At 70.6% G+C, this 15,131-nt stretch carries 16 protein-coding genes; 10 read left to right on the top strand and 6 right to left on the bottom strand.

The features are described from left to right. The first annotated feature begins 8 nt into the window (after positions 1–8). The gene (locus tag VIL76_RS01730; RefSeq protein ID WP_332043250.1) at positions 9–1,298 is read left to right on the top strand and encodes an RsmB/NOP family class I SAM-dependent RNA methyltransferase; all 1,290 of its coding nucleotides are present in this window, start codon (positions 9–11) and stop codon (positions 1,296–1,298) included. Next, entirely contained in the window at positions 1,295–2,857 is a 1,563-nt protein-coding gene (guaA, locus tag VIL76_RS01735) for a glutamine-hydrolyzing GMP synthase (protein WP_332043251.1), read from the top strand. The genes VIL76_RS01730 and guaA overlap by 4 nt, the downstream gene beginning before the upstream one ends. Before the next feature lie 3 nt (positions 2,858–2,860). Here the strand turns inward: guaA and VIL76_RS01740 are convergent, their stop codons facing one another. Continuing rightward, positions 2,861–3,109 carry a DUF2164 domain-containing protein gene (locus VIL76_RS01740; protein WP_332043252.1) on the bottom strand — a complete coding sequence of 83 codons (249 nt, stop codon included), beginning with the start codon at positions 3,107–3,109 and terminating at the stop codon, positions 2,861–2,863. Between the two features lie 23 nt (positions 3,110–3,132). On the opposite strand from VIL76_RS01740, the gene VIL76_RS01745 reads away from it, so the two are divergent. The 8 genes from VIL76_RS01745 (at position 3,133) to der (ending at position 9,914) form a co-directional block, all read left to right on the top strand. After that, positions 3,133–3,480 carry an ArsC family reductase gene (locus VIL76_RS01745; protein ID WP_332043253.1) on the top strand — a complete coding sequence of 116 codons (348 nt, stop codon included), beginning with the start codon at positions 3,133–3,135 and terminating at the stop codon, positions 3,478–3,480. Between the two features lie 344 nt (positions 3,481–3,824). Continuing rightward, a complete protein-coding gene (locus VIL76_RS01750; RefSeq protein WP_332043254.1) occupies positions 3,825–4,214 on the top strand; it encodes a DUF6249 domain-containing protein in 390 nt (129 codons plus the stop codon). Positions 4,215–4,242: 28 nt separating this feature from the next. After that, positions 4,243–4,827: a sigma-70 family RNA polymerase sigma factor gene (locus VIL76_RS01755; RefSeq protein WP_332043255.1), complete on the top strand. Its 585-nt coding sequence runs from the start codon at positions 4,243–4,245 to the stop codon at positions 4,825–4,827. Next, positions 4,820–5,197 carry a hypothetical protein gene (locus VIL76_RS01760; RefSeq protein WP_332043256.1) on the top strand — a complete coding sequence of 126 codons (378 nt, stop codon included), beginning with the start codon at positions 4,820–4,822 and terminating at the stop codon, positions 5,195–5,197. Before VIL76_RS01755 ends, VIL76_RS01760 begins: the two co-directional genes overlap by 8 nt. Further along, positions 5,198–6,025 (top strand): 3-methyl-2-oxobutanoate hydroxymethyltransferase, encoded by an 828-nt coding sequence (gene panB, locus VIL76_RS01765; RefSeq protein ID WP_332043257.1) that lies wholly within the window; start codon positions 5,198–5,200, stop codon positions 6,023–6,025. It begins immediately after the preceding gene. Between the two features lie 86 nt (positions 6,026–6,111). Then, entirely contained in the window at positions 6,112–6,909 is a 798-nt protein-coding gene (locus VIL76_RS01770; protein WP_332043258.1) for a tetratricopeptide repeat protein, read from the top strand. Then, the gene (locus VIL76_RS01775) at positions 6,906–8,294 is read left to right on the top strand and encodes a PQQ-like beta-propeller repeat protein (protein ID WP_332043259.1); all 1,389 of its coding nucleotides are present in this window, start codon (positions 6,906–6,908) and stop codon (positions 8,292–8,294) included. Before VIL76_RS01770 ends, VIL76_RS01775 begins: the two co-directional genes overlap by 4 nt. Positions 8,295–8,315: 21 nt before the next feature. Continuing rightward, positions 8,316–9,914 (top strand): ribosome biogenesis GTPase Der, encoded by a 1,599-nt coding sequence (gene der, locus VIL76_RS01780; RefSeq protein WP_332043260.1) that lies wholly within the window; start codon positions 8,316–8,318, stop codon positions 9,912–9,914. Here the strand turns inward: der and VIL76_RS01785 are convergent. From VIL76_RS01785 to radA, 5 genes are read right to left on the bottom strand one after another with little or no spacing between them, the layout of a single operon-like run. Further along, a complete protein-coding gene (locus VIL76_RS01785; protein WP_332043261.1) occupies positions 9,862–10,605 on the bottom strand; it encodes an SDR family NAD(P)-dependent oxidoreductase in 744 nt (247 codons plus the stop codon). The genes der and VIL76_RS01785 overlap by 53 nt on opposite strands. Before the next feature lie 21 nt (positions 10,606–10,626). Next, positions 10,627–11,604, bottom strand: coding sequence for a bile acid:sodium symporter family protein (locus VIL76_RS01790; RefSeq protein WP_332043262.1), 978 nt, complete (start codon positions 11,602–11,604; stop codon positions 10,627–10,629). Beyond that, positions 11,601–13,091, bottom strand: coding sequence for an amidophosphoribosyltransferase (gene purF, locus VIL76_RS01795; protein ID WP_332043263.1), 1,491 nt, complete (start codon positions 13,089–13,091; stop codon positions 11,601–11,603). Before purF ends, VIL76_RS01790 begins: the two co-directional genes overlap by 4 nt. Then, positions 13,088–13,693, bottom strand: a complete 606-nt coding sequence (locus tag VIL76_RS01800) for a CvpA family protein (protein ID WP_332043264.1) — start codon at positions 13,691–13,693, stop codon at positions 13,088–13,090. The genes purF and VIL76_RS01800 overlap by 4 nt, the downstream gene beginning before the upstream one ends. A gap of 4 nt (positions 13,694–13,697) precedes the next feature. After that, positions 13,698–15,065 (bottom strand): DNA repair protein RadA, encoded by a 1,368-nt coding sequence (gene radA, locus VIL76_RS01805; protein WP_332043265.1) that lies wholly within the window; start codon positions 15,063–15,065, stop codon positions 13,698–13,700. Between the last annotated feature and the right edge of the window lie 66 nt (positions 15,066–15,131).

Below are 15,131 nucleotides of genomic sequence, written 5' to 3' on the forward strand. Positions count from 1 at the left end.
CTGACACTTTGCGAGACGGCGGACGCCTGGCGGCGGCCATAGATGTCCTTTCCGAGATCGAGAGCCGTCACCGGCCTGTCCGTCTCGCGCTGAAGTCCTGGGGAGACGCCGCCCGCTACGCAGGCGCGAAGGACCGCGCCTTCGTCTCCGGCCTGGTGCTGGACGCGCTCCGCCGCCGCCGCTCGCTCGCCTGGCGGATGGGCGACGACAGCCCCCGCGCCGCGGCGCTCGCCACCCTGCGCTTCGTCTGGGACTGGCCGGTCGAGCGCATCGCCGAGGCCGCCGGCGATGCGCCGCACGGCCCTGGCGCGCTCACCGAGCCCGAGACCGCCGCGCTGGAGAATCCGCGTGACCTCGCCGAGGCGCCGCCGCCCATCCGCGGCGACTACCCCGACTGGCTCGAAGCCGAGCTCACCCGCGCCTTCGGCGAGGATCGGGTCGACGAGGCCCAGGCCCTATCGCAGCGCGCGCCCGTTGACCTGCGCGCCAACCGCCTGAAGACCGGCCCCGGCAAGGCCATGAAGGCGCTGGAGCCGCTCCCCGCGCGGGCCACCGGCGTCCTGCCCGAGGCCTTGCGCATCGACGCCCCGCAGGCGGAGGAGCGCGCCGCCGCGGTGGAAGCCATGCCCGCCTTCGTGAAGGGCTGGGTCGAGGTGCAGGACCTGGGCTCCCAGATAGCCGCGGCTTCCGCCGGCGACGTGAAGGGCAAGCAGGTCCTCGACCTCTGCGCCGGCGGCGGCGGCAAGACACTGGCGCTGGCCGCCGGCATGGAGAACTCCGGGCAGATTTACGCCTACGACAGCGACGCGCGGCGGCTCACCGACACCATCCGCCGGGCTGAGCGGGCCGGCGTCCGCAATCTGCAGGTCCGCACCCCCGCCAAGGCGGATCCGCTCAAGGGCCTCGACGGCCGCATGGACCTGGTCTTCGTCGACGCGCCCTGCTCGGGCACAGGCTCGTGGCGTCGCCACCCGGACACCAAGTGGCGGCTCACTCCGCACGCCTTGGAACGCCGCCAGGCCGAGCAGGACCTGGTGCTGGACCAGGCGACCGCCTTCGTGAAGCCGGGCGGCGTCATCGTCTACGTCACCTGCTCGGTGCTGCCGTCCGAGGACGAGGATCGGGTCACGGCCTTCCTGGCGCGCCATCCGGACTTCGCCGTTCGCCCCGCGACGGACGACCCGTCGCTGGCCAAGTTCCTGACCGCCGACGGCTTCCTGCGCCTGTCGCCCCGAACCTCCCGGACGGACGGCTTCTTCGTCGCCCGCCTGGAAAGAACCCCTGACGGAGTCCCATGACCGCTCCCGCCGCTCACGAACGCGTCCTGATCGTCGACTTCGGCAGCCAGGTGACCCAGCTGATCGCCCGGCGCCTGCGGGAGAGCGGCGTCTATTGCGAGATCCATCCCTACGACAAGGTCGAGGGGATGCTGGAGGCCTTCGCCCCTAAGGCGGTGATCCTCTCCGGCGGTCCGGCCAGCGTGCACGAGGACGAGAGCCCCAAGGCGCCGCAGAAGGTCTTCGAGCTGGGCGTGCCCGTGCTGGGCATCTGCTACGGCGAGATGGCCATGTGCGCCCAACTGGGCGGCGCGGTGGAGGGCGGCCACGACCGCGAGTTCGGCCGCGCCGAGATCCTCATCGAGCGCCCGTCGCCGCTGCTGGAAGGCCTAGGCGACATGGGCGAGCGCGAGACCGTCTGGATGAGCCACGGCGACAAGGTCACCGCCATCCCCCTGGGCTTCGACGTGGTCGCAGCGTCGGATGGCAGCCCCTTCGCCGTGATCGCCGACGAGGGCCGCCGGTTCTACGGCATCCAGTTCCACCCGGAGGTGGCGCACACGCCGCGCGGGGCGCTGATCCTGCGCAACTTCACCCACCGGATCGCCGGCCTGAAGGGCGACTGGACCATGGCCTCGTACCGCGAGGAGCAGGTCGCCAAGATCCGCGCCCAGGTGGGCGACGCCAAGGTGATCTGCGGCCTCTCCGGGGGCGTCGATTCGTCGGTGGCCGCGGTCCTGATCCACGAGGCCATCGGCGACCAGCTGACCTGCGTGTTCGTCGACACCGGCCTGTTGCGCAAGGACGAGGCGACCCAGGTCGTGACCATGTTCCGGGATCACTACAACATCCCATTGATACACGTTGATGCAGCCGACCTTTTCCTTGGCGAACTGGCCGGGGTCTCGGACCCGGAGACCAAGCGCAAGACCATCGGCCGGCTGTTCATCGAGGTGTTCGACAAGGAGAGCGCCAAGATCGAGGGCGCCGCCTTCCTGGCCCAGGGCACGCTCTATCCGGACGTGATCGAGAGCGTCTCGGCGAGCGGCGGGCCCTCGGCGGTCATCAAGAGCCACCACAACGTCGGCGGCCTGCCCGAGTACATGAAGCTGAAGCTGGTCGAGCCGCTGCGCGAGCTCTTCAAGGACGAGGTCCGCGCGCTCGGCGTCGAGCTCGGCCTGCCGCCCCAGTTCGTCGGCCGCCACCCGTTCCCGGGCCCCGGCCTGGCCATCCGAATCCCCGGCGAGATCACCCGCGAGAAGGTCGCCGTGCTGCAGCAGGCCGACGCCATCTACCTCGAGGAGATCCGCAAGGCGGGCCTCTACGACTCCATCTGGCAGGCGTTCGCCGTCCTGCTGCCGGTGAAGACCGTGGGCGTGATGGGCGACGCCCGCACCTACGAGGACGTGCTGGCGTTGCGCGCGGTGACCTCCACCGACGGCATGACGGCGGACTTCTTCGAATTCCCCTGGGAGGTCCTGGGCCGCTGCGCTACCCGGATCATCAACGAGGTCCGCGGCGTCAACCGCGTCGTCTACGACGTCACCTCCAAACCCCCCGGCACCATCGAGTGGGAGTGAGGCTCAGATCCGCACCGGCTTCTCGATCTCGTAGATGGCCTCGGTGATCTGCTCCAGCTTCTTGGCGACGATGACCTGGGCGTCGGCCAGACCCTGGTTGTAGTAGTGCGGCCCCAGCTTCTCGCTGATGAAGTCGAGCAACAGCAGGCCGTCCATGCCGCCGATCTCGACGTCGAGCTCGTCCTTCAGGTAGCGGGAGAGGACCCGGACCAGCGCGTCGCGGACCGGCTTCTCCAGTTCGATCTTCGACATCTGGCCTCCGGAGCGATCCTGACGTGACCGAGACCCTCTACGGCATCCGCAACTGCGACACGATGAAGAAGGCCTGGACCTGGCTCGACCAGGCCGGAATCGCCTACGCCTTCCACGACTACAAGAAGGAAGGCATCGACCGCGAGCGCCTGGAGCGCTGGGCCGACCAGGTGGGCTGGGAGACCCTCCTCAACCGCGCCGGAACCACCTTCAGGAAGCTCCCGGACGCCGACAGGCAGGACCTGACCCGCGACAAGGCCATCGCCCTGATGCTGGCGCAGCCCTCGATGATCAAGCGGCCAGTGCTGGAGACTGAGCAAGGCCTCCTCGTCGGATTCAAGCCCGACCAGTACGAGGGCCTGCAACGCTAGGGCATCTCCCCCGCGAAGCGGAGAGGGAGAGGGTAGGGAGAGGGCGGCTCCGCGTTCGAGGCTCCACGGGAAGAAGCCGCGGGCGCAGGGCCTCTTCCCGCGCCCGTCGTTCTCGCCGCGCCGCCCTCTCCCGGCCTCTCCCTCTCTCGCTGCGCTCGGGGGAGAGGAGAAATCAAAGCGGCTTCGCCGCCCGCACCGGGCGTCGTGTATAAGCTTGGCCGTGGCGGGCGGATCATGACCAAGATTTCATAGGCTTGGCTGCATCCATGGGGGAGGCCGCGCGCCTCTTCCCATCAGAAGCGGGCGACAAGCGCCCCGGACAGAGATCGACAGGAGAAAAGGACATGGGCATCGAAGGTCTGATTGGGGTGATGATCCCGATCTTCGGGATGGTCTTCATCGCCGCGCTGGTCATCGTGCCGCGCTACTTCAAGAGCCTGGAACGGCAGAAGGTGGCCGACACCCTGCGGGCCGCCATCGAGAAGGGCCAGCCGCTGCCGCCGGAGATCGTCGACGCGATCGCCCGTGACACCAAGCTGCCGCCGTCCCCTGCCCGGGACCTGCGCACCGGCATCATCTGGTTGGGCGTGGCCGTGGGCCTCGCGGCCTTCGGCATCGCCATCGGCTTCGAGGAGCCGGACGCAACCTTCCCGATGGTCGCCTTCGCGGCCTTCCCGGGGTTCATCGGCCTGGCGTTCATCGTGCTGGGCCTGATCAACCGGACCAAGGCGTAGCAACCGCCACTCGGGGGACGAAAAGCCCATGCCGGGCGCCAGACAAACCAGCCTCGCCAGCCAGCACGACGTGGAGCTCTGCGCTCTCGCCGCGACCGGCCAGCGGCAGGCCTTCGGGGAGCTCGTGCGGCGGCACGGCTCCGCGGTGCGTGGGCTCCTGCGCCGGATGGGGGCCCAGTCCGCCGAGGCCGACGACGTGGCCCAGGACGCGTTCCTGGCGGCGTTCGAGAGGATCACCGAGTTCCGCGGGGAGGGGACCTTTGCGGGATGGGTGAAACGGATCGCCGCGCGGGCCTACCTGCGCCGTCTGCAGAAGGAGCGCCGGCTCGGCGCCTTGGCGGCGGAAAACGGCGAGGACGAGACACATGCGCTTACGGGAGACGCCGATGGCCGTATCGACCTGGACGAGGCCATGAAGGGCCTGGGACCTGCCGAGCGGCTGTGCGTTTCCCTGTGCTTCGGCGCGGGACTTTCCCACGGGGAGGCGGCTGAGGCCTTGAACCTGCCGCTTGGAACGGTCAAATCCCATGTCAAACGTAGTCTGGATAAGCTCAGAGCGCGACTGGCGCCGGTCGAAGGCGTCGTGGCTGCAGGGAGGTCGGGCAATGGCTGAGGTCGACTTCGAGCGGCGGCTCGAGCGCCTCTTCGCCGAGGCCCCGGAGCTTCCCGACGCCCGCGCGTTCGCCGAACGGATCGAGCGCCGGCTCGACCGTGGCTGGAACGTCCGCCGCTGGCTCATCGGCGCCGCCGGCGTCGTGGGCGGCCTGATCGGCGCGAGCCAGCTGATGGTGTCCAACCTATTCCAGCGGGCGGAGACGGCCAGCGAGTCGGCCCGCGTGCTCACCTCCAGCCTGTCGCAGGTCCGCGCCTCGCCGGACTGGATGACCCTGCTGGGCGGCGGCGGCGCCACCGTCTGGGTGGCCTCAGGCCTTGCCATCCTGGCCATGGCCTTCGCGCTGAGGCGCGTGATCGAGGAGATCTGAGTGTCGTCCCACCGCGAGCAGCCGGTCCGGCGCCTCGCCGCACCCGACATCACGTTGCGCAAGGGGCAGACGCCGGTCGTCTGCCTGACCGCGTACACGGCCCCCATGGCCGAGCTGCTCGACGAGCACTGCGACCTGATGCTGGTGGGCGATTCCGTGGGCATGGTGGTCCATGGCCTGCCCAACACGGTGGGCGTCACCCTCGAGATGATGATCCTGCACGGCCAGGCGGTGATGCGGGGCTCGAAGAAGGCCATGGTCGTGGTCGACATGCCCTTCGGCTCCTACGAGGGGGCCATGGAGGTCGCCTATGCCAACGCCGCCCGGATCATGAAGGAGACCGGAGCCTCGGCAGTGAAGGTCGAGGCCGGGCCGCACATCACCGAGACCATCGCCTATCTCGTCGCACGCGGCATCCCGGTCATGGGCCACGTCGGTCTGCGCCCGCAGGCGGTGCTGGTCGACGGCGGCTTCAAGGCCAAGGGCAAGGCCGGCGAGGAGCGCAGGCGCATCCTCGAGGAAGCCAAGGCCACCGCCGAGGCCGGCGCCTTCGCCGTCGTGGTGGAGGGCGTCGCCGAAGGCTTGGCCCGCGAGATTACGGCCGCCATCGAGGTCCCCACCATCGGCATCGGCGCTTCGGCCGGCTGCGACGGCCAGATCCTGGTCACCGACGACATGCTGGGCCTCTTCGACTGGACGCCGAAGTTCGTCCGCCGCTACGCCGACCTCCGGGGCGAGATCTCGCGTGCGGTCGGCAAGTACGCCGAGGACGTCCGCGCCCGCCGCTTCCCCGGCCCCGCCGAGATCTATTTCGCCAAGGCGGGCTGACCAGCGGGCACGTTGCGGCACGCGACGGCGCGCTATAGGTTCCGCAGCCTCTGGCGGCAGCCCCCATTTCGAGAGAGTAGTCCCCGTTGGCCGATCTGTTTGAAGAGGTCGAGGAGCAGCTTCGCTCCGACCGCTACCGGACGCTCGCGCTCAAGGCCCTCCCGTGGGTCCTTGGGATCGCCGCGGCCGCCCTGATCGCCTGGCTGGGCTGGTGGGGCTGGGGCAAGTACCAGGAGCAGGCCGCCCACAAGGCCTCCGAGCAGTACGAGACCGCCTGGACCGCCCTGACCGAAGGCCAGACCGACCGGGCGGCCCAGCTTTTCGGCGAGGTCACCAAGTCCCCCGCCAGGGGCTACAAGTCGCTTGCCCTGATGCAGCTGGCCTCCCTCAAGCTCAACGCGTCGGGCGGCCCGGAAGCCGCCCGTGTCGCCGAAGCCGTCAAGCTCCTGGACCAGGCCGCCGACGCCGCGCCGGGCGAGCTGATCGGCGACGCCGCCCGCCTCAAATCCGCCTTGGCCTTGCTCGACACCGCCCCCTTCAAGGATCTGGAGGGTCGATTGACGCCGCTGACCAAGGAAGGCCGGCCGTACCGCGTCATGGCCCGCGAGGCGCTCGCCTTCGCGAGGCTCAATTCCGGCGACACCGCCGGGGCCCGCGGCGACTTCGTGGTCATCTCCGCCATGCTCGACGCCCCCGACAGCGTCCGGGAACGCGCCAAGGCCGCCACGAGCCTGATCGACTCCGGCTCGGCCAAGGCTATCCCCTCCATCGCCAAGCAGGCGGCCGCCCTGCCGCCGCCGCAGCCGATGGCCCTTCCGCCCGGCCTCCTGCCGCCGGGCGCGCAGGGCCCGGCCCAAGCCCCGCAACAAAGCACGCCGCAATGACGTCTCGCCGTACCGCACTCCTGGCCGCCCTGATGATCGCCGCGCTGGGCGCGAGCGGGTGCGCCACGCTCTCGCGCTTCAACATCTTCGATCGTGACAAGGGCCCGCAGGAGACCGCGGGCCAGGGCGAGCGCATCTCCATCATCCCGAACAACGAGCGGCTCGAGGTCGCCGAGGGGCTGAAGGGCGTCGACTTCAGCCTGCCGCCGGCCGCCGCCGTCGCCGACTGGCCGCTGCCGGGCGGTACGCCCGAGCAGTCCGTGGGCCACGTGGACGCCGCCCCGAACCTCTCCGTCGCCTGGCGGCGCGGCTTCGGCCAAGGCTCGGACCGGGGCAACCACGTGACGGCGCCGCCGGTGGCCGCCGCCGGCCGCGTGTACGTCATGGACGGCGAGGCCAACGTCTCGGCCATCGACGCCCGCTCCGGCCAGCAGGTGTGGCGGACCAGCCTGCGGCCGGCCGACAACCGCCGCGACCGCGAGGCCTTCGGCGGCGGCATCGCCTTCTCCGACGGCAAGCTCTACGTGACCTCCGGCTACCGGCTGGTCGCCCAGCTCGACGCCGCCACCGGCGCCGTGGGCTGGACCACCCGCACCGAGCAGCCGATCCACGCCGCCCCCACACTGGCGGCCGGCCGGGTCGCGGCCGTCGCCATCGACAACACGCTGCTCACCTTCGACGTCGCCACCGGCGCGCCGGCCTGGACCTATCAGGCGCTGTCCGAGCCGGCCCGGATCCTGTCGGCCTCTAGCCCGGCGGTGTCCGGCGACACGATCATCGCCTCCTTCGGCTCAGGCGAGCTCGTGGCGCTGCGCGCCACCAACGGCAACGACCTGTGGAACGAGGCGCTCTCGCGGGCCAGCCGCACCAGCGCGCTCTCGGAGATCCGCGACATCCCCGGCCGTCCGGTGATCTACCAGGGTGACGTCTTCGCGATGAGCCACTCCGGCGTCTTCGCCGCCACCGACGTGCGCACCGGCCAGGCCCGGTGGAGCCTGCCGGTGGTGGGCGTCACCACCCCATGGCCCGCGGGCGACGTGGTCTTTGTCGTCTCCAAGACCGGCGAGCTGATCTGCGCCCAGCGGGAGACCGGCCAGATCTACTGGATGCGCGACCTGAACGAAGGCTTCCAGGGCAAGCGCCGCGGCGGGTTGTTCGGCATCGGCGGGACGCGGGTGCTGCGGCCGATCTGGTCCAGCCCGCTGCTCGCCAACGAGCGGCTGATCCTCGTCAGCTCCTCCGGCCAGCTGGTCTCGGTGAACGCCAAGACGGGCGAGGTCGCCAAGCGCATGGACCTGGGCGCGCCCGCGCTGCTGGCCCCGATCGCGGTGGGCGACACCATCTATGTGGCGACCGACACGGCCCAGCTGATCGCGCTGCGCTAGCCGGACGTTTAGGCTGACGCCATGGCCCTGAAACTTGCGATCGTAGGGCGTCCCAACGTCGGCAAGTCCACGCTGTTCAACCGGCTGGCGGGCAAGAAGCTCGCCATCGTCGACGACCGGCCGGGCGTCACCCGCGACCGCCGCTTCGCCAGCGGCAACCTTGGCGACCTCGACCTCGAGCTGATCGACACCGCCGGCTTCGAGGACGTCGACGACGAGAGCCTGGAAGCCCGCATGCGCCAGCAGACCGTGCTGGCCGTGGAGGAAGCCGACATCGCCGTCTTCGTCATCGACTCCCGCGAGGGCGTCACGCCCATGGACGAGGTGTTCGCCGAGATCCTGCGGCGCAACGACAAGCCAGTGCTGCTGGTCGCCAACAAGGCGGAGGGCAAGGCGGGCGACGCCGGCGTGCTGGATGCCTACCGCCTGGGCCTGGGGGAGCCGATCGCCATCTCGGCCGAGCACGGCGAGGGCATGGCCGACCTCTACAACGGCCTGGCCGCCATGGGCGCGGACACCGATCCGGAGCCGGACCCCGACGACGAGAAGCACGTCCGCATCGCCATCGTTGGCCGCCCCAACGCCGGCAAGTCGACCCTGGTCAACAAGCTGATCGGCGAGGATCGCCTGCTCACCGGCCCCGAGGCCGGGATCACCCGCGACGCCATTCCCGTGGACTGGAGCTGGGACGGCCGCCCCGTGCGCCTCGTGGACACCGCAGGGCTGCGCCGCAAGGCCAAGGTGCAGGAGAAGCTGGAGAAGCTCTCCACCGCGGACACGATCCGCGCCATCACCTTCGCCGAGATCGTCATCCTGGTGATGGACGCCACCCACCCCTTCGAGATCCAGGACCTGCAGATCGCGGACCTCGTCGAGCGCGAGGGCCGCGGCCTGGTCTTCGTGCTGGCCAAGTGGGACCTCGTGGAGGATCCGCAGAAGACGCTCGCCGACATCATCGAGGAGGCCCAGCGCCAGCTGCCGCAGGTGAAGGGCGCGCCGATCGTCGCGCTCTCGGCCGAGACCGGCCGCGGCCTCGACAAGCTGATGCCGGCGGTCTTCAAGACCCACGCCGACTGGTCGACCAAGGTGAAAACCCGCGACCTCAACGACTGGCTGCAGATGGCCATCCAGCGCCATCCGCCGCCGGCGGTGGCCGGCCGGCGGATCAAGCCCAAGTACATGGCCCAGACCAAGGCGCGCCCGCCGACGTTCGTGCTGTTCGCCAGCCGCGCCGACCAGCTGCCGGAGAGCTATCGCCGCTACCTGATCAACTCGCTGCGCGAGAGCTTCGACCTGCCTGGCGTGCCGCTGCGGATCACCATCAAGTCCAACCGCAACCCCTACGCGGAGGGCGAGGAGAAGGCGGGGCAGGGCTCGGCGCGCGCCCCGTTCGGCGAGACCCTGCCGAAGACCGGCCTGAAGGCGAAGACCCGCATCGCGGCAGCCGGCAAGGCCAAGGCCGGCGCCGCCGCCAAGCCGAAGCCGCACGGCAAGGCCAAGCCGCAGGGCGCCAAGGCGAAGCCAGGATCGCCCCGCGGCCGCACACAGAAGCTGAACCGGCCCGGGACTAAGCCGAAACGAGCTTCCCGGCCCTCTTCCACTCGCGGAAGACCACGTTAGAGGTCGGCAGCCCCAGGTCCGCCTGGGCGAGCTCCACGAACAGCGGCCCGATCTCCGACGGGTCCGGCAGGGTCTCGGGATCCTCACCCGGCATGGCCTCCGCCCGCATCCGCGTGCGCATGGGCCCCGGGTCGACCAGGGCCGCCCGGATCGTGGTCTGTTCCAGCTCGTCGGCCCAGGTGCGCACCAGGTTCTCCATCGCCGCCTTGGTCGCCCCGTAGGGCCCCCAGAACGCCTTCGGCTCGGCGGCCTTGCGGCTGGTCAGGAAGATCGCCCGCGCCGCCGGAGCCGCCCGAAGCAGCGGCTCGGTCGTGCGGATCAGCCGGTACGTCGCCGTCACGTTCACCGCCCACACCCGCTCCCAGTGCTTGGGCTCGATATGGCTGACGGGGGTGATGGGCCCAAGGATCGCCGCGGAATGCACGAGGATGTCCAGCCGCCCGAACCGCTGGTGGATCGCGAAGCCGAGCTGGTCGAGCGCCTCGCCGTCGGCCATGTCCAGCGGCACGAGGGTGGCGGACTGGCCGGTGAGGCCGCGGATCTCGTCGTCGAGCTCCTCCAGGCCGCCCTGGGTCCGGGCCACGGCCACGATGTGCGCGCCGGCCTCGGCGAGCGAGAGGGCGGCGGCGCGGCCGATGCCGCGGCCGGCGCCGGTGACGAGGGCAATTTTGTCGACGAGCGGCTTGGACATGAGGGCCGCTCTCTTAGCCGCTCAGGGCCGCCTGGCATAGCGCTGGGCGATCACGGCGCAGGCCATCAGCTGGATCTGGTGGAAGATCATGAGCGGCAAGAGCGCCAGCCCAGCCGTCGCCGGCGGGAACAGCACTCCGGCCATCGGCACGCCCGACGCCAGGCTCTTCTTCGATCCGCAGAAGACGATGGCGATCTCGTCCTCCTTGGCGAAACGTAAGCTCCGCGCCACGAACCAGGTGACGCCCAGCACCAGCGCCAGGAGCACGCAGCAGATGACCAGCAGGCGGACGAGGTCCAGCGCGCCGATCCGGCTCCAGACCCCGCCCACCACGGCCCCGGAGAAGGCGGTGTAGACCACCAGCAGGATCGAGCCGCGATCGGCCAGCGACAGGAGCTTCGCCTGCCGCGCCACCCAGCCGCCGATCCAGCGCCGCAGGACCTGGCCGGCCACGAACGGGACGAGCAGCTGCAGGACGATGGCCTGGATGGCATGCGGCGAGGCGGCCCCCTGGGCGTGCAGGGTGAGGCCCACCAGCAGGGGCGTGAGCGCCACGCCCAGCAGGTTGGAGGCCGAGGCCGCGGCGACCGCTGCGGCGACATTGCCGCGGGCGATCGAGGTGAAGCCGATCGACGACTGGATGGTCGAGGGCAGGCAGCCCAGGAAGACGATCCCGCCCGCCAGGGCCGGCGGCGTGATCCAGGCGGGCAGGGCGGCCAGGCCCAGGGTCAGCAGCGGGAAGAGGGCGTAGGTGGAGCCCAGCACGACCAGATGCAGCCGCCAGTGGACCAGGCCCGCAATGACGGCTTCGCGGGACAGCCGCGCGCCGTGCAGGAAGAAGACGAAGCCGATGCTGATCTTCGTCGCCCACTCGAAGGCCGGCGCCGCTGCGCCGCGCGCCGGCAGGACGCTGGCCAGCACGACCATCCCGAAGATCAGGGCCAGGTACCAGTCGGGCTTCAGACGCCCGAGCCAGCTCGCCCGTGCGGGTTCGCTCACGCGTCGACGAGGAACGAGAGCTGGCGCTCGACGTCCTCGTTGCGGCCCTCGGCGATCTCGCGGTCCAGCAGCCGGGTCGGGTAGTCGCCCGTGAAGTAGTGGTCGGTGAACTGCGGGTTCGCCGGATCCCGCGGCCCGACCTCCATGGCCCAGTAGAGCCCGTCGACCGACAGGTAGCCCATCGAGTCGACGCCCAGGATCCTGGTGATCTCCTCTATCGAGTGGTTCGCCGCGAGCAGCTTCTCCCGGTCGGGCATGTCGATGCCGTAGTAGTCCGGCCACATAAGGGGCGGCGAGGCCGAGCGCAGGTGCACCTCGGCGGCGCCAGCCTCGCGGACCATGCGAACAACGCGGATCGAGTTGGTGCCGCGCACGATGGAATCGTCGATCAGCATCACCCGCTTGCCCGCCAGCACCGCGCGGTTGGGCGACAGCTTCATGCGGACACCCATCTCGCGCTGGCCCTGGGTGGGCTGGATGAAGGTGCGGCCGACATAGTGGTTGCGGATGATCCCGAGCTCATAGGGCAGCCCGGCTTCCTGGGCGTAGCCCAGCGCGGCCGGGACGCCGGAGTCCGGCACCGGCACGACGACATCCACCTCGGCCGGGTTCTCCTGGGCGAGCCGTCGGCCCATCCGCTTGCGGACCTCGTAGACCGAGCGGCCGTTCACCACCGAGTCCGGGCGGGCAAAGTAGACGTATTCGAAGACGCAGGGCCGCGCCTGCTTCGCCGGGAAGGGCCGCAGCGAGGTCACCCCGCGATGGTCGATGACCACCATCTCGCCGTGCTCGATGTCGCGCACGAACTGGGCGCCGATCATGTCGAGCGCGCAGGTCTCCGAAGCCAGCACATAGCGGCCGTCCAGCTCGCCCAGCACCAGCGGGCGGATGCCGAGCGGGTCGCGGACGCCAATGAGCTTCTTGTTGGTGAGCGCCACCAGGGCATAGCCGCCCTCGATCTGCGACAGGGCGTCGATGAACCGATCGACCATCCGCGGCCTGCGCGAGCGGGCGATCAGATGCAGGATCACCTCGGAGTCCGAAGTCGACTGGAAGATCGCCCCGTCCGCGACCAGCTGCTCGCGCAGTGTCAGGAAGTTGGTCAGGTTGCCGTTGTGGGCCAGCGCGATCCCGCCGCTTTCGAGATCGGCGAACATCGGCTGGACGTTGCGGATGAAGGAGCCCCCGGCGGTGGAGTAGCGCGTGTGGCCGATGGCGTAGTTCCCCGGCAGCCGCTCGGAGAGCGCCCCGCCGCCGAAGGCGTCGCCCACGTGGCCCATGTGCCGCTCGGTGTGGAACCGCTGGCCGTCGAAGGAGGCGATGCCGCAGGCCTCCTGGCCGCGGTGCTGCAGGGCGTGCAGGCCCAGCGCCGTCATCGCCGACGCCTCGGCCAGGTCGTACACACCAAAAACGCCGCACTCGAGGCGCGGCGCGTCGTCGTCGGGATCACGGACCGGGGGCGACCATCGGTCGTGAGCCTGGCTCATCGGGATTTCTCCACCAGATCGTCCATGCTGTCGCGTTGGCGCGCGTCGTACCCGCCTGTCTCGTCCCTGTCACCTGCGTCGCGGACGGCTCGGTCGAAGGCCGGCTTCAGGCGGCCGGCTATATCCAGGCCCTGCGGAGCCAGCACGTTCAGGAAATTGCCCATGTTGCGGGCGAGCGGCCAGGTCGTGGCGCCCGTAATCCAGCGTGGCTGCAGGTCGGCGGGGGTCGCGGCGTTGAACATCAGGAACAGGGCGCCCAGCACGATGAGCCCGCGGCCCAAGCCGATGAGCAGGCCCACGCTGCGGTCGAGCGCCCCGACGAAATGGGTTTCCTGGATCCGCCGCGCCGCCTGCGCGCCGATCAGCCGCAGGGCGAGGTAGACGACCCCGAAGGTGACGATGAGGGCGGCCGCGGTCCCCAGCCAGCCGGGCTGGACGAGGTCGCGCATCAAGGGAGCCACCAGCGGCAGGCCGAAGATGGCGGCGAGCGCCGCCAGGATCAGGGCCAGCAGCGCCGCGATCTCCCGCGCAGCGCCGCGCAGGAAGCCGACGCCGGCCGAGAGCGCCAGCAGCGCCAGGACGATGAAGTCGAACTGCGTCAAACCACTAGTCCCACTCTCCGTCGCCGATGCGACGGATGGCTTCCGAAAGGCGCGAAACGCCCGTGACGGTCATCGGCGGGGCCGCCTCCAGGTCGGTGGGGCCCAGCGCGCGACGGAAGCCGAGCTTGGCGGCTTCCTTCAGGCGCGAGTCCATTCGGCTGACGTGCCTGACCTCGCCTGACAGGCTGATCTCGCCGAACACCACGCAGTCCTGCGGTAGGGCCTGGTCGAGCGCCGATGACGCCAACGCCGCAGCCGCCGCGAGATCGGCGGCCGGCTCGCTGATACGAAGCCCCCCGGCCACGTTCAGATAGACATCGCGGTCGCCGAAACCAAGGCCACACCGGGCCTCCAATACGGCGAGCACCATGGCCAGGCGCCCGGAATCCCAGCCGACCACCGCCCGCCGCGGCGTGCCGTAGGCGGAGGGCGCCACCAGCGCCTGGAACTCCACCAGCACTGGACGCGAGCCCTCGATGCCCGCGAAGACGGCCGCGCCGGCCGCCCGCTCGCCGGAGGTGTTGAGGAACAGGGCCGACGGATTGCGCACCTCGGCGAGGCCCGCGTCGCCCATCTCGAAGACGCCGATCTCGTCGGTCGCCCCGAAGCGGTTCTTGGCGCCGCGCAGGATGCGGAAGGGATAGCCGCGCTCACCCTCGAAGGCGAGGACCGCGTCAACCATGTGCTCGATCACGCGGGGACCGGCGATGGTCCCTTCCTTGGTGACGTGGCCGACCAGGATGATCGCCACGCCGCGCTTCTTGGCCAGCCGCACCAGCTCGCCGGCCGCGGCTCGGACCTGGGTGACCGAGCCGGGCCCCGCCTCGTGGGCGTCGCTCCACAGCGTCTGGATGGAGTCGATGACCACCAGGTCGAGGTCGGCCCGCTTCAGCCCGTCGACGATGTCCCGCAGCGAGGTCTCGGCCGCAAGCCGCACCGGCGCGTCGGCCAGGCCCATGCGCTGCGCCCGGGCGCGAACCTGCTCGACGGCCTCCTCGCCGGAGATGTAGGCGCAGGCCGCGCCGTTTCGGGCCGCGTGGGCCGCGACCTGCATCAGGAGCGTGGACTTGCCCACGCCCGGGTCGCCGCCCAGCAGGATGGCCGAGCCCGGCACGACGCCGCCGCCGCAGACCCGGTCGAACTCCTCCACGCCGGTGATGATCCGGGGCGGGGCAGGGGTCTCGTCCTCCAGCGTCTCGAACTGCAGCCCGCGCGCCTTCGCACCCTTGGTCGGGGCGAGCGCCCCGGGCGGGCGGCTGGTCAGCTCCTCGACGAGGGTGTTCCAGGCGCCGCAGCCGGCGCACTGGCCGGACCACTTGGTCTGGGTCGCCCCGCAGGACTGGCAGGCGTAGAGGGCGCCGTCGCGGGCCAAGCGTCGCTCCTGATTCGGCTGGCCCACAGTCTACCTGACCCGGAGCCGCGGCGCCGTGCGGCCGCT

The sequence above is a fragment of the Phenylobacterium sp. genome, assembly GCF_036563285.1.
Classification (GTDB): Bacteria; Pseudomonadota; Alphaproteobacteria; order Caulobacterales; family Caulobacteraceae; genus Phenylobacterium.